15 protein-coding genes, 1 pseudogene and 1 other annotated feature are annotated in these 21,688 nt (G+C 55.3%); of the genes and pseudogenes, 1 reads left to right on the top strand and 15 read right to left on the bottom strand.

Going from position 1 to position 21,688, the window contains the following annotated elements:
- Positions 1 to 14: 14 nt before the first annotated feature.
- The 8 genes from ACFSX3_RS15305 to ACFSX3_RS15270 form a co-directional block, all read right to left on the bottom strand.
- On the bottom strand, positions 15 to 1,202 hold the full coding sequence (locus ACFSX3_RS15305) for a glycosyltransferase (protein ID WP_209993978.1): 1,188 nt from the start codon (positions 1,200 to 1,202) through the stop codon (positions 15 to 17).
- Positions 1,203 to 1,376: 174 nt separating this feature from the next.
- On the bottom strand, positions 1,377 to 2,558 hold the full coding sequence (locus ACFSX3_RS15300) for a glycosyltransferase family 4 protein (RefSeq protein ID WP_209993979.1): 1,182 nt from the start codon (positions 2,556 to 2,558) through the stop codon (positions 1,377 to 1,379).
- 228 nt (positions 2,559 to 2,786) lie between these two features.
- Positions 2,787 to 4,163 carry a UDP-N-acetylmuramate--L-alanine ligase gene (gene murC / locus ACFSX3_RS15295; RefSeq protein WP_209993980.1) on the bottom strand — a complete coding sequence of 459 codons (1,377 nt, stop codon included), beginning with the start codon at positions 4,161 to 4,163 and terminating at the stop codon, positions 2,787 to 2,789.
- A gap of 7 nt (positions 4,164 to 4,170) precedes the next feature.
- Positions 4,171 to 5,547 carry a bifunctional folylpolyglutamate synthase/dihydrofolate synthase gene (locus tag ACFSX3_RS15290; protein ID WP_209993981.1) on the bottom strand — a complete coding sequence of 459 codons (1,377 nt, stop codon included), beginning with the start codon at positions 5,545 to 5,547 and terminating at the stop codon, positions 4,171 to 4,173.
- 5 nt (positions 5,548 to 5,552) lie between these two features.
- Complete coding sequence (locus tag ACFSX3_RS15285) at positions 5,553 to 8,189, bottom strand: valine--tRNA ligase (RefSeq protein WP_379258621.1); 2,637 nt, start codon at positions 8,187 to 8,189, stop codon at positions 5,553 to 5,555.
- Positions 8,190 to 8,347: 158 nt separating this feature from the next.
- Positions 8,348 to 8,631, bottom strand: a binding site (T-box leader).
- Positions 8,632 to 8,724: 93 nt separating this feature from the next.
- Complete coding sequence (locus tag ACFSX3_RS15280) at positions 8,725 to 9,387, bottom strand: stalk domain-containing protein (protein ID WP_209993983.1); 663 nt, start codon at positions 9,385 to 9,387, stop codon at positions 8,725 to 8,727.
- Positions 9,388 to 9,587: 200 nt separating this feature from the next.
- Positions 9,588 to 10,952: a LysM peptidoglycan-binding domain-containing protein gene (locus tag ACFSX3_RS15275; protein ID WP_209993984.1), complete on the bottom strand. Its 1,365-nt coding sequence runs from the start codon at positions 10,950 to 10,952 to the stop codon at positions 9,588 to 9,590.
- A 135-nt stretch (positions 10,953 to 11,087) separates the two neighbouring features.
- On the bottom strand, positions 11,088 to 12,500 hold the full coding sequence (locus ACFSX3_RS15270; RefSeq protein ID WP_209993985.1) for a glycosyltransferase family 4 protein: 1,413 nt from the start codon (positions 12,498 to 12,500) through the stop codon (positions 11,088 to 11,090).
- A 198-nt stretch (positions 12,501 to 12,698) separates the two neighbouring features.
- Between ACFSX3_RS15270 and ACFSX3_RS15265 the strand changes: the two genes are divergently transcribed.
- Complete coding sequence (locus ACFSX3_RS15265; protein ID WP_209993986.1) at positions 12,699 to 13,940, top strand: GGDEF domain-containing protein; 1,242 nt, start codon at positions 12,699 to 12,701, stop codon at positions 13,938 to 13,940.
- A gap of 68 nt (positions 13,941 to 14,008) precedes the next feature.
- Here the strand turns inward: ACFSX3_RS15265 and ypfJ are convergent, their stop codons facing one another.
- The 7 genes and pseudogenes from ypfJ to cobA form a co-directional block, all read right to left on the bottom strand.
- Complete coding sequence (gene ypfJ / locus ACFSX3_RS15260) at positions 14,009 to 14,863, bottom strand: KPN_02809 family neutral zinc metallopeptidase (protein WP_209993987.1); 855 nt, start codon at positions 14,861 to 14,863, stop codon at positions 14,009 to 14,011.
- A 194-nt stretch (positions 14,864 to 15,057) separates the two neighbouring features.
- Positions 15,058 to 15,609, bottom strand: a complete 552-nt coding sequence (locus ACFSX3_RS15255; protein WP_209993988.1) for a hypothetical protein — start codon at positions 15,607 to 15,609, stop codon at positions 15,058 to 15,060.
- 118 nt (positions 15,610 to 15,727) lie between these two features.
- Positions 15,728 to 16,171 (bottom strand): hypothetical protein, encoded by a 444-nt coding sequence (locus tag ACFSX3_RS15250; RefSeq protein WP_209993989.1) that lies wholly within the window; start codon positions 16,169 to 16,171, stop codon positions 15,728 to 15,730.
- Positions 16,172 to 16,785: 614 nt separating this feature from the next.
- A pseudogene (locus tag ACFSX3_RS15245) lies at positions 16,786 to 17,598 on the bottom strand (RluA family pseudouridine synthase); the annotation flags it as partial.
- The gene (gene hemL, locus ACFSX3_RS15240) at positions 17,595 to 18,896 is read right to left on the bottom strand and encodes a glutamate-1-semialdehyde 2,1-aminomutase (RefSeq protein WP_379255401.1); all 1,302 of its coding nucleotides are present in this window, start codon (positions 18,894 to 18,896) and stop codon (positions 17,595 to 17,597) included. The pseudogene ACFSX3_RS15245 and the gene hemL, both read right to left, overlap by 4 nt.
- Before the next feature lie 18 nt (positions 18,897 to 18,914).
- Positions 18,915 to 19,913: a porphobilinogen synthase gene (hemB, locus tag ACFSX3_RS15235; RefSeq protein ID WP_209993990.1), complete on the bottom strand. Its 999-nt coding sequence runs from the start codon at positions 19,911 to 19,913 to the stop codon at positions 18,915 to 18,917.
- Between the two features lie 142 nt (positions 19,914 to 20,055).
- The gene (gene cobA, locus ACFSX3_RS15230; RefSeq protein ID WP_209993991.1) at positions 20,056 to 21,603 is read right to left on the bottom strand and encodes a uroporphyrinogen-III C-methyltransferase; all 1,548 of its coding nucleotides are present in this window, start codon (positions 21,601 to 21,603) and stop codon (positions 20,056 to 20,058) included.
- Between the last annotated feature and the right edge of the window lie 85 nt (positions 21,604 to 21,688).

Here is a 21,688-nt window from a genome sequence, read left to right as displayed (position 1 = left end):
CTATTTTAATATATTTACACCAGGCTCAGCACCTTCGCCTTCACGCCGTCTGCTGCATAATGCTTGCTCAGTGTCCGGTAGGCCTGATCCGCGATAATGGAACCAAGCTCCGGCGTCGTCAACAGTGTGATCAGATGCTCGGCAAAGGCAGCCGTTGTTTCTGCCAGCAGAATATTCCTCCCCGGCTCGCAGATCAGCTCCTCTGAGCCCTTCAGGCTGCTGACCACCGGAGTTCGGAGGGCCCAGGCCTCCAGAATCTTGCTCTGACTGCCGCAGTCCTCGCTGCACGAGGCAACCACAGCTCTGGCCCGGCGGATATAATCGGCTGTCTGTATAGCTTCGCCGATGATTAGAATAGAAGAGTCCTTCCGGGCCGCAGCTGCAACCTCAGGATGCACTTCCCCGCTAATCACGCAGCAACGGAGATCCGGCACTGCCACCTGAACCAGCGGGTATACCTTCTTGAAGAACAACAGCGCTGCATTCTTGCCGTGAGTGGAATGCATGTCCCAGTGCAGAACGATGGAGTTATCCTTGGCAGTATCTCCGGCAGCCGCATAAGGGGGTTCGCTCAGATCAATGTACGGCGGAACTACATGCACCTTGCCTGCATCGGCAAAGGATAACGCCTTGAAGGACAACGCCTCTTCTTCTGAAGCGGCGAGCAGCAGGCTGGTCTTGTTCATGAACCGGCGCTCCTCCCGGCGCATTAGGGCATTATTCAGCTTGCGGTAGCCTGTGCTGATTCCCCGCTTGCCAGCCGCCCGGCTCTGCGCCTGTCTGCCATAGGCACGGCGCACGTCGGTGACGATAACCGCACCGGGAAGCAGCGAGGAGACCAGATCCAGCCCATTGCCGAGCATGGCATACGAAACAAACACATGGCTGTAGTCGTGCTGGCTGCACATTTCAGTAATTACCGCCCGCAGAGACTTGTCATTGCCGATCATTGAGGCATCCGTACGGAGCCTGTTCAGTGGAAAAAGCAGGCTTCTGCGGGTGGCCGCAGGCCGCTTCACCTGATGCACGGTCAGGGCCGGACTGCGCAGAATCTGCGTCTCGCGGCGGTGGTGGCAATACTCCAGCAGATCAATATCAAACCTCTCCAGCAGAATATCAAGGAAATTCTCTGTTCTTATGTCTCCTTCCCGGTCTTCCGGCGTATGACTCCGGGCAGAAAGGAACAGCATTCTCTCTCTCATGGCTATAGCTCCTTGGTTCTATGTAAAATGTGTATGAATGTGTACGAAACAAAGAGGCCGAATGACATCCAGCCCAGGAATGTGAAACTTTCGATGTAGATCTATAGTAACGCATTCCCCTGGAGAAGGTTGTCGATTTATGGGGGAAATAATTTTTTTAGCTTTCACACCCCTTCAGACCAGGGAAAGCAGCTTCTCCTTGACACTTTCCGCCTCATAATGTGCCAGCAGAGTCTCGTAAGCACGGTCCGCGAGTACTACTCCTCTTTCGTGATCCTGAAGCAGCAGTGTCACACTATCGGCAAAAGAAGCGGGATCATCGGCAATCATAATATTCCGGGAATGCTCGCAGAGCAGCCCTTCCGCCCCTTTGGAGCTGGAGACGACAGGGATCCTCAGCGCCCAGGCCTCCAGAATTTTCAGCCGTGTCCCGCTGCCTTCCAGCAGTGGAGCAATGACAACCTGCGCCTTGCGTATATAATCCGCCACACTATCCACATATCCGGTAATGACGATAGAGGAATCCTTCAAGGCCAGTGCCGCTACCTCCGGATGCACATCCCGTCCGACAATATACCACTTAATGTCCGGTACCCTCGCCTTAATCAACGGATATACCTCGCGGTAGAAGTAGAGTGCTGCGTTAATGTTAGGGAAGTAGTTCATATTACCTGGAAGGATAATCCACTGCTCTCTGGGAAAAAGCGTCTTGGTCCGGTAATCCTCCATGCGTATGAAATTCGGAATGACATGGACCTTATGCGACTGGCTTGGAGCCAGTGCCTTGAAGGACAGAGCATCCTCTTCCGATGTGGCAAGCAGCACATTAGTCTTGTCCATCAGCTTAAGCTCATCCTTGCGCGTCCATACGGCATTAAGGGAATAGTAGACCTTGGCAATCCCCTTTTTGCCGCCTGCAAGCTGTGCAGATAATCCGCTCTCGAAATTATGCGCATCGGTAATAATCACAGTGTCAGGCAGGGAGCGCTGTACAATGTCAATGCAGCAGCCCAGCAGACTGTGCGAAATAAATACATGGCTGTAGGACTTCCGGCTGCAGAGCTCAATAATCATCGCCTTCATATCCACATCGACATGGCTCATATACGAGCAATTCCGCCAGGTATATAAAGAACGGAGAAGCGCTCTGCGGTAGCTGACCGTACGCTCCACTTCATGCACCGTAAGTGACGGCAGTCCCTCCGGCGTCCCTGTCTTCCGGGGATTGGCGTAGGTGATAAGCTCTACCTCATACTTGGCGAGCAGAAGCTTCAGAATATTGCCCGTTCTCAGCTTGCCCCCGCTATCCTGCGGATACGGATTCTCTGCGGAAATGAATAGCAATGGTTCCTTCATGGCTTGTTCTCCTACTCTCCATTGATCTATTACCCGGGACTGCCCAGGACATCTAGGATCTATTACCCAAGTTCGGGTGTTTGACCACGCAGTTCCTTCCCCGCTGCCGAACTGGCGCTCAATCCTGCGATTCTATGGGGAATATAGTAACTTCGCATGCAAAAAAACGGCCCTACACTCCCTATTAAAGGAATGTGGAGCCGTTTCTGTAATCAACACGATGCTGTCTTACCGGTTCTTCAGGTTGTCTGCCAGCGCATAAGCGACCTTCCAGATATCGCCTGCACCCATGGTGATGACCAGATCACCGGGAGCAATGCGGTTCTGCAGGTCTGCCAGCACATCTTCCTTTGTCGGCAGATGCCGTGCACCGGCGTTGCTGTTCTGTACAATTAGCTCTACCAGCTTGGCAGAAGTAACTCCCTCGATCTGCTTCTCACCCGCAGGGGAGTAGATATCGGTAATAATCACTTCGTCCGCTTCGCTGAACGCGCGGCTGAACGCATCCAGCAGGAAGAAGGTACGCGTGTAGCGCTGCGGCTGGAACACGGCGATAATGCGTTTGCCGGTTGCCTTGGCGGCGCTGATCGTAGCCTGAATCTCTGTTGGATGATGCGCATAATCATCAATGACGAGAATCTCGTCAACCTCGCCCAGGACCTGGAAGCGCCGTTTGGCGCCGTGGAATTTCACAATGGCAGCGGCAATGGCTTCAAAGGAAATGCCTGATTTCAGACAAGAAATCACTGCCGCCATAGAGTTATACAGATTGTATTGTCCCGGAATAGAGAGCTCGATACGGCCTAATACCTCTTTTCCATGATTCATGGTATAGGATACCTGCCGGTCACCGAGGACAATATCAGTCGCCGTATAATCGGCTGTTTCTGATTCGATCCCATAGCTGATCACTGTACCTTTTACCTTAGGCAGCAGGGATTTCAGATTCTCATCATCTGCACACACGATAGCTGTTCCGTCCTCGCGCAGCTGATTCATGAACTGAACATAAGCATCCTTCAGCTTGCCGAAGTCGCCGCCGTAGTTCTCCAGATGATCAGCTTCAATGTTCGTAACGATTCCCAGCCAAGGATGGTATTGCAGGAAGGAGCCGTCACTCTCATCGGCCTCCGCGACGACGAATTCCCCTTGTCCCGCTTTGGCATTCGTGCCGACATTCATAATCTCCCCGCCGATAATATAGGTAGGGTCCACGCCGCAGTCTTCCATGACCAATGCGATCATAGAGGAGGTGGTAGTCTTGCCATGCGCTCCGGCAACAGCTACACCCTTCCGCTGATTCAGCAGCCGCGCGAGCATCTGCGAACGGTGCAGAATCGGAATCTTCAGCCGCTCCGCTTCCACCCACTCCACGTTATCTGCTGCAAGCGCCGTAGAATAGACGACCAGATCTGCACCTTTTACCTGTTCAGCCGTATGCCCGATGAAGACCTTGGCACCCTTGGCAATTAATTTCTCCGTTAACTCTTGTGCAGCTACGTCAGAGCCCGTAACTGTATATCCCATCTCCAGCATCACCCGGGCAATCGCGCTCATGCCATAGCCGCCGATCCCTATAAAATGCACACGTTCAGTAGTATCCAACAGTTCGTCACCAGCCTTTTTCAGAATCGGGTTGCCGTAAAAGCGTACTGCGCACATCAGAAATCAAATACAGCGTTCCGGACACAACCGCAAGGTCATCGTCCGCTGTGATCGTCTGCAGCTTCTGCAGCGCCTGGCCCCAATTACGTTCTACTATAATTTCCAAGTTGTCCTTGGCATACTTATTCCGCAGACTCTCTGCAATAGCCTGCAGATCTTCCGCGTCCATTTTCTTACGGAAATCCGGTTCGGTCAGGATGAGCGTATCCACTATAGGCAGTATATGCTTAAGATACGACTCGTGATGCTTATTTGCCAGCATCCCCATGAGCAAATTTAATTTACGGTAAGGCTGGAACTGCGGAAGACTCTTCGCAAGGCTTTCTGCCCCTTCCGGATTGTGCGCGCCGTCCAGAATAATTCTGGGTGAGGTACTCACTTCCTCCAGTCTTCCGGCCCAGAATGTGCCGCGAAAGCCCTCCAGCACATCCTCGTCCTCCAGCATGAAGGCCATATACTGCCGCAGCACCTCAAGCGCCATCATCGCCCCGGCCGCATTCTCCAGCTGGTGTTCGCCCTTCATGGCAATATCCAGCTCAAGCCCCCGGAACGGCCCGTTGAAGGTGAAGTGCTGGTAGCCGTCTCTCTGCTTAACCTTACTATAGCTGAAATCTTCTCCGGCTAAATAGAGTGTCGAACGGGTAGATGCCGCCTTGGCCTTCAATACAGCTACAGCTTCCGGCTGACTCACACAGCTGACTACAGGAACGCCCGGCTTAATAATCCCAGCCTTCTCGCCGGCAATCAGCGTAAGCGTATCTCCCAGCACATCGGTATGATCATGTCCAACATTAGTGATGACTGATATAACCGGAGTAACAATGTTCGTTACATCCAGCCTTCCCCCAAGCCCCGTCTCCCATACGACTACATCGGGATAACAGACTTCGCCGTAATAGAGTATCGCCAGCGCCGTCGCCACCTCGAACATGGTCGGTGAGCCCAGCTCACTGCCCGCAATCTCCCGGGCCAGCGGACGCAGCTGATTGGCAAGCTTCAGCAGAGTCTCCTCGGGAATATCCGTCCCGTTGTACTGGAACCGGTTCGTGAACTTCGTGATATAAGGAGAGGTAAAGGTCCCCACCGAATATCCGCTCTGAATAAGGGCCGAGGTCAAAAAGGCGCAGGTCGATCCCTTGCCGTTCGTCCCGGCCACATGAATGAACTTGAGCTTGCGGTGCGGATGTCCCAGCTTCTCCATCAGCAGCTCTATCCGCTCCAGACCCGGCCGGATTCCAAAAGGAATCAGACTGTTGATCCAGTCTACCGCTTCTGTATAAGAACTTAAGGGAGCGGCAGCGCCGCTCCGGATGATCTCTTCCATGTCTGTTATCCTCTCAGCTCTGCAATACGGGCCAGCACTTTCTCGCGTCTGTCGGAATAGTCCGCCTGCTTCGCCCGTTCCTCTTCGATGACTTTTGCCGGAGCTTTGGCTACAAAGCCCTGATTACTGAGCTTCTTCTCCACACGCTCCACTTCGTTGTTCAGGGTCTGAACTTCTTTTTCAAGACGGATAATCTCCTGGTCGATATCGATCAGACCGGACAGCGGCAGAAGCAGCTCCGCTCCGGTAACCACGGCGGACATCATTTTATCCGGCGTCTGCGGCGCAAGACCTGCTTCGAACGAAGAGGTGTTGCAGAAGCGCCCGATGTAATTGTCGTTGCGGGAAATAATGTCCAGGGTGTCCTGGCTGCCGGCTTTGATAATCAGTTCGACCTTCTTGCTCATTGGCGCATTCACTTCCGCGCGGATACCTCGAACGGCCCGGATGATATCCATCAGCAGGTTCATCTCTGACACTGCCTGCGGATTCTCAAGCGCCGCATCGTACTTCGGCCATTCGGCCAAGGTGATGGATTCGCCCTGATGCGGCAGATGCTGCCAGATCTCCTCCGTAATGAACGGCATGAACGGGTGAATCAGGCGCAGTGTGCGGTCCAGCACGTAAGCCAGAACGGACTGGGTCTTGGCCTTGGCGGCTGCGTCCGCTCCATATAGCGAGAGCTTGGCGAATTCGATATACCAGTCACACAGATCATCCCAGATGAAGTTGTAGAGCAGGCGGCCAGTCTCGCCGAACTCGTACGAGTCAATTAGACGCGTAATATCGCGGGAAGTTTCGTTCAGGCGGTGCAGAATCCAGCGGTCCGCTGTGCCAAGCTCACCTGTAATGTCGATATCTTCAAAGGCTACGCCTTCCAGATTCATCAGCGCGAACCGGGAGGCATTCCAGATCTTGTTGGCAAAATTGCGCGCCTGCTCTACCTTTTCCATCCGGAACCGCAGATCCTGTCCCGCTGTACTGCCGGTAGTAATCATATAGCGCATGGCGTCAGCGCCGTACTGATCGATAACATCCAGCGGATTGATGCCATTGCCGAGAGACTTGGACATCTTGCGTCCTTCGGCATCGCGTACGAGTCCGTGCATCAGCACATCGGAGAACGGCTTCTGTCCTGTGAATTCCATGGCTGAGAAAATCATGCGCGCTACCCAGAAGTAGATGATATCGTAGCCGGTAACCAGTACGTTGTTCGGATAGTAGCGCTGATAGTCGCTGCTGTCCCCGTCAGGCCAGCCTAAGGTAGCGAACGGCCAGAGATTCGAGCTGAACCAGGTATCCAGAACATCTTCATCCTGCTTCAAGTCGGACAGTCCGCTGATGCGACGTGCTTCTTCTTCATCATGTGCAACTACAATCTCACCGGTGGATTCGGAGTACCAGGCCGGAATACGGTGGCCCCACCACAATTGGCGGGAGATACACCAGTCGCGGACATTCTCGATCCAGTTCAGGTACGTCTTCTCGAAGCGGTCCGGAACGAAGTGAACTCCGTCTCCGTCCTTCTGTGCGGCGATGGCTGCTTCTGCCAGCGGCTGCATTTTGACGAACCACTGGGTGGACAGATAAGGCTCTACTACGGCCCCGGAACGTTCACTGTGTCCTACCTGATGTACGTGATCCTCAATGGAGATCAGCACGCCTTGCTCCTTCAGGTCCGCTACGATGGCCTTACGGCAGTCGCTGCGGTCCATTCCCTGGTAGGCGCCTGCTTCCTCATTCATCACTCCGCCTTCATCCATTACATTGATCTGTAGAAGGTTATGGCGGACTCCCATCTCGAAGTCGTTCGGATCATGGGCCGGTGTAATCTTAACCGCACCGCTGCCGAAGTCCTTATCTACATACTCATCGGCAATCACCGGAATCTCCCGGCCGATTATTGGCAGAATCAGCGTCTTACCGATCAGATCCTTATAACGCTCATCCGAAGGGTGTACCGCTACCGCAGTATCGCCCAGCATCGTTTCGGGCCGTGTGGTAGCCACCGTGATATGGCCGCTGCCATCCTTAAGCGGGTAACTCAAATGGTACAGATGACCGTTCACTTCTTTGTATTCAACCTCGATATCAGACAGCGCTGTACGGGCAGCCGGGTCCCAGTTAATAATCCGCTTGCCGCGATAGATCAGGCCCTTCTGGTACAGCTCCACAAATACCTTGCTTACTGCCTTCTTCATTCCGTCATCAAAGGTAAACCGTTCGCGGGAGTAATCCAGAGACAGGCCCATCTTGGCCCATTGGTCATGAATCGTCTCTGCGTACTGGTCTTTCCAGGCCCATACCTGCTCCAGGAACTTCTCGCGCCCCAGATCATGGCGGGAGATTCCCTGCTGGCGCAGCTTCTGCTCTACCTTGGTCTGCGTAGCAATGCCTGCATGATCCGTACCCGGCAGCCACAAGGTATCATAACCCTGCATCCGCTTGGTTCGAATCAGCACATCCTGAAGCGTGAAATCCAGTGCGTGTCCGATATGCAGCATTCCTGTTACATTCGGCGGCGGAATAACGATGCTGTAAGGCTCCGCATCCGGCCGCTTGCCGGCTTCGAAGAAGCCGTTCTCCATCCAGTACGCATACCATTTCTTCTCTGCCGCTCCCGGATCATATGTAGTCGGCATGTCGCTCTGCTTGTGATTAGCTGCGGCGGTATCTTCTGCCGCTTCCTGCTGGTTCGGCAGCTCTGCTGCTGCATTGTTATTATCAGCCATTGTGAACCCTCCACTGTTAATGTATTGAGTAGCTAGTGGTTTCTGAGAATACAAAAAGGCCCTTCGTCTCAAAGGACGAAAGGCCATTCTTTCGCGGTACCACCTTTGTTTCGCGCCAACAAAAAAGAAAACTCTGCCTTAAGTCCCCTTACAGGTTCCTGAAGCTTAGCGCGACACTTCTGCAGATAACGGCTGCGTCCGGCCGCATCCTAACCGGTCTTCAGGATGAAGACAAGCTCAGAAGGGCAACTCCGGGGCGACTTCGGGGGCTGCATCCTGCGGAAATTCACACCAATAATAATTCCGCTCTCTGAAGGGCTGACCGCCTACTCTTCCCGTTCCCAGTCTTTATGCTAGTTATTACTTAGTTCAATAATACATTCAGTATTATCCCTAGTCAACCAGCATATGCACTAAACGGCAGGCAGCAGTTAAGCCGCAGCGCTTACTCCCCGCTCCAGATCACCTGAACCACATTGAAGCCCTGGTTGCTGCCTGTTCCGGGAGCTCCATCCAGTGTTACGGCGAACTTGCTTCCAACATCAATAATGGAGAAGGCCGAGGCTGAGACCTCCTCTGTTTTGGAGGTTGCTCCTTTTTGCACGAAATAGTCCTTATACGTATTGCCGAGCGTCTCCAGACTCTGCTTCGTGCGGTAGCTGAAAGTCGCGGACGGCGTACCGGTCGCCGAGCCTTCGATCAGATCAAATATCTTCGCATCGGCCGGAAGCGGGAAGTCCGCCGGCAGACTCTTCGGACGCTTCACGGAATCCGCTGGTGTTCCTGCGGACGAGCCGCCGGAGGAGACAGCCGGGGCAGCCGCATCGCCGATGATTACCCGGCTGGTAGCAGCGTCGTAAGTGACAGCGGTGTTCAGCGCTTCGCCGATGGAGCGTACAGGCAGATAAGTAATGCCGTTGTAGGTAATCGGGGCGAGGGTTTTGCCGTTGCCGTCTTTGGGCGTGTACGCCTGGCCATTCACGACGATCCCGATTTTGTTGTTCAGGAGCGCCTTGATCTCCTGCAGATTACTGGCGGCGTAGACACCGGCCGAGACTGTGAGCGTCAAGCATAGTGCGGCCGCAGTGGCTGCCACTTTTTTCTTCATGTGAGTTATCATCCTTCCAGAAGTGGTGTACCAGCGCATAGCTGCCTGAATGTGTAATGTATGTAGGCCGGTAGTGACTATTACCCCCGGCTGAACGGTTTGTAAACCAAAAGCGGATTTCACAAAGAAAACAGGAACAGCCCCATCCATAAGGCAAGGGCTGTTCCTGTTAAGCCTGAATTCTCCGCACACCGTCAATCTCAAGGAATGTATAAGACCTGTCCCTCTTCTACAATCTGGCCGGACAGCCGGTTGTACATGGTCAGCTCCCGGGTGCTAAGCTGATATTTCTCGGCAATGGTATCCAGCGTCTCTTCCCGCTGCACGATGCAGAGCCGTACCTTGCGGAACAGCTCCGTTCCGCCCATGCCGCCGATGAACCGGCTCTTCCACGCTGTATCATTGCCGGCCTCAGGGATAGCCTCCGCTACAGAGTCAATATTGCCCGAGAGCAGCTCCTCCTGCTCTCTGTTGGCGCGGCTTGCGCTGAGCAGCGAGGAGAAGGTGAGCGGCTCCTTCTCCGCGGCTCCCGGTTCTTTTTTGCTGCCAAGGGCAACCTTGAGATCCTGCTTCTCCTCCTGGGGAGCCAGAGATTCCGCAGACAGGAAGACTTCATTGTCTGTGGCCTGAATCTCCTCTGCCGTCTCCACCTCTTCGTTCCCGGCAAACAGCGCAGCAGCATCGTTGGCAGCGGAGGTAAGCACCGGCTCCGGCTGCGTGGCGGCATGAAGCTTCGCATTGCCCCAATGATCCACTGTGTTCAAGGCAGCGGTGCCTGTCTGAAGCGTGGTGTCTTCTTGAAGCGAGCCGTTCACAGCCGCTGGCGCCGTCTTCTCTCTGGAGGTGAGGAAGTGGCCGGAGACCGGATCAGCCGCCGGCTTGCTGCCTGCCGATGAAGCCGTATCCAGGCTATGGGTTCTTACTCTGGGTTCCTTGTCCTTCAGAGGTGTGGTGAGATAGGCAGCGGGCTGGGTGTACGCAGCGTCTTCCGCATACAGCGGCCCAGCTGCAGCCTCAGCCGGATCAGCAGCGTTCTGATCTTCTTCAGAGCCCTCTGCTGCTCCTTCGCCATAGGTCCAGAGCGAATTCTCATACAGGCTATCATTCTCCGGACTGCGTAATTTCTCCTCAGCCGCCCTACTGTCTCCTGCCTCCGGCGAATACGCTACCGTGTATTCCTCCTGCTGCCAGGCCGGCTGTGCATCTGCACTTCCGATTCCGCGCAGCGAGAGCACTCCGGTAATGTTGACGGTTCGCATCGTCAGCAGATCAATATCGAAATTCTCGATCTCCACCCCTATGTCATCAAGTGAGCTGACCCGGGTCAGCGGAACAGTGATTTCAACAGGAATTGCATGCTCCAGACGCTGTGTAAGGTCATCCTCCCCCCGGTAGAGTCCGGTGAGCAGCAGTTGACCGTGCAGCTCGGCCCGGTCCTCCCGCTGGATGACCTGGATGTCGGGAACCAGCTCGACTTCCTCCAGCTCTGCTATTCCCGGAAGCTCTTCCGAAAGGTGAATGCGTTCATAAATATCAAACCGCAAGCCATGGGACTGGTCAAACACGGGAAATGTCCTCCTTCTTGGCATAATCTATCCCTGAGACAAGCCCAGAGTATAAGCCCAAAATGTTACTCCCCTCATGTATATGCTTCAATCAGGCAGGCATGACAACTTTGCCGCTTCAATTGCGGACAGCGTCTATCCCAGGGGAGGAAGGGCAGTACGTGCATCAGGAATAGTGTAGTACTGTGGAAGCTTGACACGCAGCGTTACGGCAAGCGGATTCCCCGGATCACACTCGTTAAGCACATCCGCCGGATGAAATGCTGCCGGAAGCGTACCCGAGCCCGGCTCTTCCTCAAACCGGAGGTGATCCGGAATTCCCGGCCGCAGCCTGACCGCTCGCTGGTATACATTCAGCGTACCCGCAGCCATGACATCCAGCGACCGGGTCTGCTCTGCCCACTCTCTGGCCTGGAGGCCGGTGCGTCTTCTCAGCTCCACATCCCCCAGCAGCTGCTCGATCTGCAGGGCAAGCTGCGCGGCATCTCCGGGAGGAACAATCCAGCCCGTCTCCCCCTGCCGGACCATCTCCGGCATGCCTGCGGTTCCGGCGACAATCGGCGCGATCCCGGCAAGCTGCGCTTCTGTAACCGAGAAGGGCTGCGTGTCCTGGAGGGAGGGCTGCACATAGATGTCGGCAGCCCGGAGCGCAGCCGGAATGTTGTTCAGCTTCCCGGTGAAATGGACCTTCCCCGCGATACCCAGCCGGCGGGTCTGCTCCATGAGCTCCTCCAGGAGGCTGCCGATTCCGGCCACCGCACAGATCCACTGCTGACAGCGCTGCTCTAGAATGCCTAGCGCCTCTATCAGTACATGTACTCCTTTGATATATTCAAGACGTCCGGCAAACATGATCACAGGAATTCCCTCTGCAAATTGAAGCGGCGGCGTCTCTGCAGCCCGGGCGGCATATTGGTGCAGGTCCAGCCCGTATGGCAAGGTATGAATACGGTCCGGGCTGACTCCCAGGCTCTGCGTGAGCTGTCCGATCCACTCCGAAGAGACCAGAATCTGGTCGGCCGCCCTGGCACCCAGCGTCTCAAGCCTGCGGAAATAGCTCCAGATCGGCCGCTGTTCATATTCCTCCCGGGTCAGCCCGGGCTCAAGTCCCTTGTACTCATAGAAGGTCTCCTTGGTCAATGCCCCATGAACACTTGAGACCAGCGGAACGGGACGGCGCATAATCCGCCGCAGCGCGTACGAGGCTATAGGGTCCTGGGCATGAATAACATCATATTCCTCCAGCCCCAGCACAGCGGCTCCGCCCTCGAACACATAACGCCCCAGCTCGAAGCTGAAGATGCCATGCTCCAGATGCAGCGAGGGGAACCGGCCGATATCAAGCTGCGGCAGCAGAAGCGAATAGAACGGTTTTTTATCAAAAGACTCGGTCCGGTTCAGCAAATACAATGTATTGTTCTCCACATGGCTGCCCATCACTGTAACGGAATGCCCCTGCTCGCCCAGCTTATCTGCCAGCTGCTTCATATACGTCCAAATCCCGCCCATATTGGTGAGACCCCAGTAGGTGACCAGCAATATCTTCATGCATTCCTCTCCCCGGCTTATAGATTTATTTAGAGGCACAGGAGCAGTCTGCTCCACCTTAGCCAGGATAGTATATGAAGGCTACGGGCAGGCGGAAATGGATATATGGTCATTCGATACAAATTTCAAAAATAACTTTTAATCAAGAATCGTCTTTTCGGGTATAATCGGTATAAATCCTGAAAGGAAATTTCCGACATGTCAAAAGCGAGGGTATTTGACCTTTTCCTATTTGTCGCCTCCCTGGCTATAGCCTTCATTCCCACACATGCTGTAGTCCTGGATGTTACCTATATAAAAGCATTGCTGCTATACACTGTCTTCTCCAGCATCTACTTCCAATTGCGGATTGTGACCCGGAGCGGGAATTCTACGATCGATTATGCGATCAGCTATACTTCGTCATTCGGGATTTTTGCCGGACCGCTGGGTACGCTCCTGTTCGAGACCGTATACCGCTTCATTGTCTATTTCTATAAAAAGAAAACAAAAACCGCCGATCCCGGAGAATTCCTGGATACCTTCTACAACATCGGCTCGTTCACACTGGGCGGCTCAGCCGCGTATTATCTGTACACGGCACTCTCTCCCCTGGCGGACAAGCTTCCGCTCGGATACTGGCTGCTGTTCCTGCTCGTGGTCTGCGTCACCACTCTGCTGTCCTCCACCTTCCTGGTGCTGACCTTTGCCCTGTCGGGAGATATCAAGACACGCCGGGAAGCGCGGAACCTGCTGCTGCGGAGCCGGAATCTGCTGGACTTCAGCAAGGTGGCCCTGAGCAATGCTCTGCTGCTGCGGCTGCTGCAAATGGAGAAATGGGAGATGCTGATCGCCCTGTTCGTGCTCAACTATGTAGTCAGTATCTCGTTCTATTCCAAATCGCAGAGTGCCCAGCACAAGTATGAACGCGACAAATTCGAGCAGATGGCTTACCGCGATTTCCTCACCGGCACCTATAACCGGGCACATATGGACAAGATGATGAAGGAGCTGAACCAGAGCGGGGAGTATATCGGAATTGTAGTGGCGGATATCGACCGGTTCAAAAAAATCAATGACAGCTACAACCACGCCGTTGGCGACCGTGTCATTGTTCATTTTGCCAAGACGCTGCAGAAGCATCTGCATGAGGGAGACATCCTGTTCCGTAGCGGCGGGGAAGAGTTCACGCTGTTCCTCAGGGACAAGACCTTCGAGGAATGCCAGAGACAGATTCAGGAGATGCTGGACAGCCTTCACGATCACAGCGTAAGTGCAGAATTCGAGGAGCAGGTGATCCGCGTGCCGTATTCGGCATCCTTCGGACTCTTTTACTATAAGGCAGACCCGGAACAGAAGACCTCTATGGAAAAAGGGTACGTCTACGCCGACCAGCTCCTGCTGGAGTCCAAGAAGCTTGGCCGCAACCGTCTCTCTTACCGGAATGATCTTGAGTCTTAGCCAGGCACTAAAGGCCGCTCTCCGTCAACCGGAAGAGCGGCTCTTAGTGTTCGTGATGCTGGAATCGGCTATAGTTCAGCAGCCTTGAAGGTATCTCCGCCGGCAATCGTGCCGGAGTTAAAGCCCTTATAGAACCAGCGCTTGCGCTCTTCGGAGGTTCCGTGCGTGAAGCTGTCGGGCACCACATATCCCTGCGCCCGCTTCTGGATCGTATCGTCCCCCACCGCGCTCGCGGCAGTCAGCGCCTCTTCGAGGTCCCCTTCCTCCAGCAGATTCATCCCCTGGGCATGATGGGCCCATACCCCGGCATAATAATCAGCCTGCAGCTCGAAACGGACCTGAACCTTATTGAATTCGGTCTCGCTGAGACGCTGGCGCTCTGCATTCAGCTGCTTGGAAGCACCCAGCAGGGTCTGCACATGATGACCCACCTCGTGGGCAATCACATATGCCATGGCGAAGTCGCCCGGTGCCTTGAACTGCTGCTGCAGCTCATCATAGAAGCTGAGATCGATATACAGATTGGCATCCCCCGGACAATAGAACGGGCCGACGGCCGAACTTGCGGTTCCGCAGGCAGAGTTTACGCTGCCGCTGTAGAGCACAAGCGTCGGGTCCTGATAAGTCATCCCCTGCTTCTTGAAGATATCGGACCAGACATCCTCGGTATCGGCCAGCACCACGGATACGAACTCGGATAGCTCCTTCTCCTGGGCGCTCTGTTCATAGGGAGCACCAGAGTTTGTACTTGAACCAGTTGAGGTCAGATTCCCCATAATATCGCCGATATTCCCGCCGCTCAGCAGCGTTACAATCACTATAATCACGATCCCGCTGATTCCGCCGCCGATCAGCTTGCCTCCGCCGCCGCGGCCTCTGCGGTCTTCCACATTAGAACTGCCTCTTCTGCCCTGCCATTTCATGGCCTTACCCCCAGTTATGAATACTCGCGAATGCTGATGTCTTTATACTTATTAGTGTTATACCCATAATTGCAGGGGTGCCACTCTCTTGAGCAACGAAGTCGGTCTGGAGACAAATGGAAACAGCATAGCAAAACCCCTCCACAGCCGCAGCCACGAAGGGGTTAAAATCGGTTAAATGATGGAACAGCCGTTTATTTTGCAGCTTTGGCTGCGCTTAGAATGGCTTTCAGGTAACCTTGGGTATCCACCAGAGTTGCACCGCTTACAGCGTCAACGACTTGCTCTTTGCTTTTGTTAGTCAGTGTAGCTTCAAGGGATTTAATCGTTTTGCCTGTGGCGAATTTCTCGATGGCCGCCAGGTTCTTGTCATAGGCTACTGTTGATTTGGCTTCTTCCGTCATGTGCTCACTGTAGTATTTGGCGTTGGTCTTCTTGGAGGCCAGCACCATATTAGGGTCTTTGTAATTCTTGCCGAAATCCTTGTCCGAGTTCGGTACGCCAGTGGCTACATCGGTGCCCAGGAACTGATAATCATCCAGCGAAGCCGCAACGATTACGCCATTCTGTACTACAGCAACCGCAACGGTGAAGCATTTGGTGCCATGGGCAGCCGCTTCCACCCGGCCTACCTTAAGCGGTGCGCTCGCTGCCGAAGTGACATTGTTCAGGGCGCCGCTGTTCCCTACCCCGACAAGTGCCAATGAGATACCGGCCACGAGCATAAACTTAGTAATTTTTTTCACAAAATTTCCCCCAGTTCATCAATTAGACTGCGCTTACATACTATATTTATCAATATATTGGCAGCCCGTCAGTTACAAATGTTACTAGGGATCTGCAAATATCTGGATTGTTCATAGATTAGCTGCAGTTTTGTTTGATTGTCACCTTGTCATTCGTAATAATAACTTTGGAATATCCGGATAAAGTTTCGGTGTAGGAGCATATTCCGATGGTTCTGGGAACGTCCGGTTCTCTCTTGTCTGAATACTTCAGATAAATTCCGCCTTCGCCGCTTAAGGTCAGCCGGGGCTTAATTTTTACAGTTTTTCCGCTTTTGAGTATCTTGCCAACTTCATCTACTGATGCCTCTGCTGCTGCGCCGGTTACTACTCCTGTCTCCAGAATACTCAGCTCAAAGTCCGATTGATTGTCTACCGTCACCCGGAAGCTCTGAAGCTGGGCAACCAGACCCAGTACTCCGTAGTTGTTGTTCAGTTGCACAACCACCATTATTCCGGCGGCAATCACCAGGGTCGAGGCGGCTAAGAGTCCTAACACTCTGCGATTCCATCTCAATCTCACAGCCAGATCATCTCCTCATATTAGTAAGACGGGCTTGCGCGCGGAAAGGTATCAGAGGACACGTGGGCTAACTGGTGGCTACAATGAAATAAGTGGAAAAAGGGTAACTGTTCACCAGTAAATTAAATAGCATAAATCCACTTATTGTCCGATGTTCCGGCTGGGGGAGGTCGCGCTAAACAACAACTAAAAAGCCGGGCCGCAATCCTCCAGATATCGGAGAAACGCGGCCCGGTTGAGTACAGCTTACCTTAACTTCACACAGCCGATTGGTTAATGGCTTACTTCTGATCTAGGCCGCCGATTTGCTCACGCAGACGGCACAGATCCTCCGGCCAAGGATCAGATACTTCGATCTTGATGCGGGTCCAGGGATGGGCGAAAATCAGCTTCTCGCCATGCAGCGCCTGGCGGTCGGAACTCTCCCTCTTCACCGTGACTCCCGGCTTGGAAGGTGGAGCTGGCTGCTTGCCGGTGACTTGCAGACCAGGGGTAAGCCCTGCCTTCTCCTGCTCTTCGAACCAGGCCGTAATGGCAGACTTCACCTGACCAGGCTTCGTGCGCAGCTGCTTCTCATCATATAAAGAAGGAATACCAGCGGTATGCCAGCCGGCTCCGCCGTAGAGATCATCCCCGAACAGCGGATGTCCCGCATGGCTGAGGTGGACACGAATCTGGTGCGTTCGGCCCGTCTCCAGCTGAAGCTTCACTACGGTTCCGCCGGGCAGGGCTTCGCGCCCCACAATCCGCGTTACCGCCTCCTGCCCTCCCGGGGATACCCGTCTGCGCGCTGCATGATGGCGGTCACGGCCGATGGGGGCATCGATCACCGCAAGCTCAGGCGGCACTGTGCCTTCAACAATCGCCGCATACAGGCGGGATACATTCTTCTCACGCATATCCTCATCCAGTACAAGCTGGGCGTATTCGTTCTTCGCATACAGCACAGGTCCGGTAGTATCCTTGTCCAGCCGGTGGATATGACGAACCGCAATCCCTCCGCCGGAAGCCGCATAATGTGCGGCTACGATATGATCCAGCGTCACCTCTGTGCTGCTGCCGTCCGGATGAACCGCCATGCCCGCAGGCTTGTGGACCACGAGGCAGAAGTCGTCCTCGAACAGCACCTCAGCCGCAGCTTCCTGCCACACCGGCTCTATTCCCGCTTCCCGGTGGGGGAACAGGGCCAGCCGCAGCCGGTCGCCCCTCCACTGGATGCCGTCCTCGCGGCGCAGCCGGGCGTGCAGCTTCTCCGGCATGCCGGCTACGCCCAGCAGCCAGGCATCGATGGCTGCCGGTCTGTCGGCAGCCGACGTAATGACCCGGCCAGGCATGGCTTCCAGCCATTCCCCGCGCCGGGTCCACTTGCCGCCGCCTGCGAAGGGGGCGCCGCCCTGACCGGACCGGTCCTCTGGTCCGGCCGTCATAGCGATTTCAGGGCCTGGTAATGGCCCGCAATCGTATCGTCAATATCCTGCTCGCTGTGCGCAGCGGATACGAACATTCCCTCGAACTGGGACGGGGGAACGCTGATGCCCTGATCCAGCATTTTGCCAAAATAACGCTTGAACCGCTCCAGATCACTGGTCTTGGCTGTCTCGAAGTTAGTGACCGGCTCCTCCGTGAAGAACGGACATACCATCGAGCCCACGCGGTTAATCGTCAGCGGAATTCCCGTCTCCTGCGCATTGCGCTTAAGCCCGGCTTCCAGTCTCGCACCAAGCGACTCCAGACGGGTGTAGACCTCAGGGGTCAGCAGCGCAAGCGTGCTGTAGCCCGCCGCCATCGCCAGCGGATTCCCGCTGAGTGTGCCTGCCTGATAGATCGGGCCGGATGGGGCGATCTGCTCCATAATCTCTCTTTTGCCGCCGTAAGCCCCTACAGGAAGCCCGCCGCCGATAACCTTGCCGAAGCAGGTCAGATCCGGGTCCAGCCCGAACAGTCCCTGCGCACATCCCCGGTCCACACGGAAGCCGGTCATCACCTCATCAAAAATCAGCAAAGCCCCGTACCCCGTAGTCACCTTACGAAGCCCTTCCAGGAAGCCCGGAAGCGGAGGCACCACGCCCATATTTCCGGCGATCGGCTCAACGATGATAGCGGCAATCTCGTTGCCGTAACGTTCAAAAGCAGTTTTGACCCCGTCCAGGTCATTATAAGGCACCGTGATCGTGTTCATCGCCACACCTTCCGGCACGCCCGGACTATCCGGTAGCCCCAAGGTCGCCACCCCGGAACCGGCCTTAATCAGCAGGCTGTCGGCGTGTCCGTGGTAGGAGCCTTCGAATTTGAGGATTTTGCTGCGTCCGGTGTAGCCGCGGGCCAGTCTGATCGCACTCATCGTCGCTTCCGTTCCCGAGTTCACCATGCGGACAATGTCCACCGAGGCTACACGTTCTACCACGGTTTTGGCCATAATGGTCTCCATCAAGGTCGGCGCGCCGAAGCTTGTCCCTTTGGCCGCAGTCTCCTGCAGCGCCTTCACCACCGCAGGATGGGCATGTCCCATAATCAGCGGCCCCCACGAGCAGACGTAGTCAATGAAGCTATTGCCGTCAATATCATAGATCCGCGAGCCTTCGCCCCGCTCGACATACACCGGGGTCAATCCTACGGATTTGAATGCCCGGACCGGGCTGTTCACCCCGCCGGGAATATATTGTTTTGCCTCTTCAAAAGCGGTGCGGGAAGCCTCTTCCCGGCGGTTCATCGGTATATTACCCATGCTTGTTCCCTCCTGATCCTAGCCGCGCAGCCAACCGGCTGCGTCCTTGGCGAAATAGGTAATAATCACATCTGCTCCGGCGCGCTTCATGCCGGTCAGCATCTCCAGCACAACCGCCTGCTCATCGATCCAGCCCTGCTGCGCAGCCGCCTTGACCATCGAGTACTCACCACTGACGTTGTAGGCTACGAGCGGCAGATCGAACTGGTCGCGGATCGTCCGGATTACATCCAGATAAGCCAGCGCGGGCTTCACCATCAGCATGTCCGCGCCTTCCAGCACATCGGAATCCGCTTCGCGAATCGCTTCCCGCAGGTTGGCCGGGTCCATCTGATACGTCTTGCGGTTGCCGAACTGGGGAGCGGAATCTGCCGCTTCGCGGAACGGGCCGTAGAAGGCAGAGGCGTATTTTACCGAATAGGACATGATCGGCACCTGCTCGAAGCCATTCGCATCGAGTCCGGCACGGATCGCCTGCACGAATCCGTCCATCATGTTGGACGGCGCGATAATATCCGCCCCTGCCCGGGCCTGCGAGACCGCCGTGCGGGTCAGCAGCTCAAGCGAAGCGTCGTTGATTACATCCCCGTGCACCACACCGTCCAATGTATGGGTATGCACCATGCCGCAGTGGCCGTGGTCGGTGAATTCACACAGGCAGGTATCGGCGACGACCAGCAGGTCGGGGTACCATTTTTTGATTAGCCGTGTTGCCTCCTGTACAATGCCATCCTCAGCGAATCCGGACGAGCCAACCGCATCCTTCGTTTCGGGAATGCCGAACAATAATACCGCCGGAATCCCAAGGGAAGCAATCTCATCCACCTCCGCCTTCAGCGTATCCAGCGAGAAATGATAGACACCGGGCATGGAGCTGATCTCATTCTTCACACCGGTACCATAGGTTACAAAAATCGGCTGGATGAAATCCAGCACATTCAAAACGGTCTCGCGCACCATGCCGCGAATACCGGCCGACCCGCGCAAACGGCGGTGTCTGGTTATTGGAAAGCTCATTGCTGTAAACCTCCTGTCCAGTAGTTATACACACACATCTATTCGTCTTAAGCAGTATTGGGATGTTACCGTTATCGAAGCTAATAGGCCGGACCCGATTGCAACGCTCAAAGGCAGCGCTGACAGATCTGGCAGGAACAGGCTATCTCAGTCTTGTCGATTCATTCCAGCGGCACAGCTCCTGCACTAGTCCTTCAATGGTGGCTTCTTCCGGGAGCAGTCCCGGAGTGAGTCCTGCTTCGACTGCGGTCTGCTCGGTAACCGGGCCGATGCAAGCAATCTTAACGCCCGCCAGCATTGCCAACGGATCTTCCAGGCCCATCCGCTTCAGGATTCTGAGGAAATTGCGCACCGTGGACGAGCTGGTGAAGGTCACCGCATGAATGCGCTTCTCCTCCAGCAGCTTCACCAGTTCAATATCATCCTCGCCAGTGACAATCGTCTCATAAGTATCCACTTCCGTCACTTCCAGCCCCAGCTCCCTCAGCTTACCAGGCAGCCACTCACGCGCCAAATCGCCGCGCGGAAGCAGCACCTTCTGCCCCGGCAGCAGCTGTGAGCCGAAGGATTCAATCAGCCCTTCGGCCTGGAAACGGCCAGGCAGTTCCTCGGAGATCAGTCCGCGCTCTGCAAGCGCCGCGGCCGTACCCGGTCCCACAGCGCACAGCCGCGCCCCGTGCAGGCTGCGGATATCCAGCTTCTGCTGCGTCAGATGACGCATGAAGAAGTCTACGCCGTTCGGACTGGTGAAGAACACCCAGTCGTACGCCGCAAGCCCGCCAAGAGCCGCAGCGATCTCCGCCTGCTTGTCCGCATCCCGCTGCATCACCGTCTCAATGACCGGGAACTCATACGGCTCGCCGCCCAGCTCCTCGATCCGGTCCACCAGCTCACTTGCCTGTGCGCGCGCCCGCGTCACTACAATGCGCTTGCCGAACAGCGGCAGCGCCTCCACCCACATCAGGTGCTCCCGCTGGAGCACAACGTCACCGACCACAATAACCGCCGGCGGCTGAAAATCCGCTGCCGTAACCTTTGCCTCAATATCGGCCAGCGTTCCGGTCAGCGTCTCCTGATCCGCACGGGTCCCCCAGCGCACCAGCGCCACCGGGGTCTCCGGCGGACGGCCGTGCTTCATCAGCTGGGCGCTGATGTAACCGATTTTGGCGACACCCATCAGGAACACCAGCGTGCCTGTAGCATTCGTTACTTTATCCCATTGAATGGAATGATCCAGCTTATCCGGGCTCTCATGGCCCGTAATAATCGACAGGGAAGATGATGCCTCCCGGTGGGTCACCGGAATACCGGCATACGCCGGGACGCTGATGGCCGAGGTAATGCCCGGCACAATCTCATAGTAGATGCCATGTCTGCGCAGGAGCTCCGCTTCTTCACCCACCCGGCCAAAAATCACGGGGTCCCCGCCCTTCAGACGCACCACCGTTTTGCCCTCCAGAGCGAGATCCACCAGCAGCTGATTAATATCCTCCTGCTTCATCGTATGGCGGTCAGAGAGCTTGCCTACGTATATTTTTTCACCGCCGGGCTTCATCCATTTCAGCAGCCTTGGACTGGCCAGCCTGTCATAGACCAGCACATCAGCCTTCTGGATACACTCCAGCCCTTTGACCGTAATCAGCTTCGCATCCCCCGGACCTGCACCTACCAGATATACCTTCCCCGCCATCTCCGTCATCCCCTTATCCCTATACACATGCGATTCTGGCCTGCATAAGCTTCTCCCCAACCCACACTGTTTCCCTATCTGACCC

It is taken from the genome of Paenibacillus rhizoplanae, assembly GCF_042684125.1.
Taxonomy (GTDB): Bacteria; Bacillota; Bacilli; order Paenibacillales; family Paenibacillaceae; genus Paenibacillus_AQ; species Paenibacillus_AQ rhizoplanae.
This window is presented reverse-complemented; position numbering and strand designations above follow the sequence as displayed.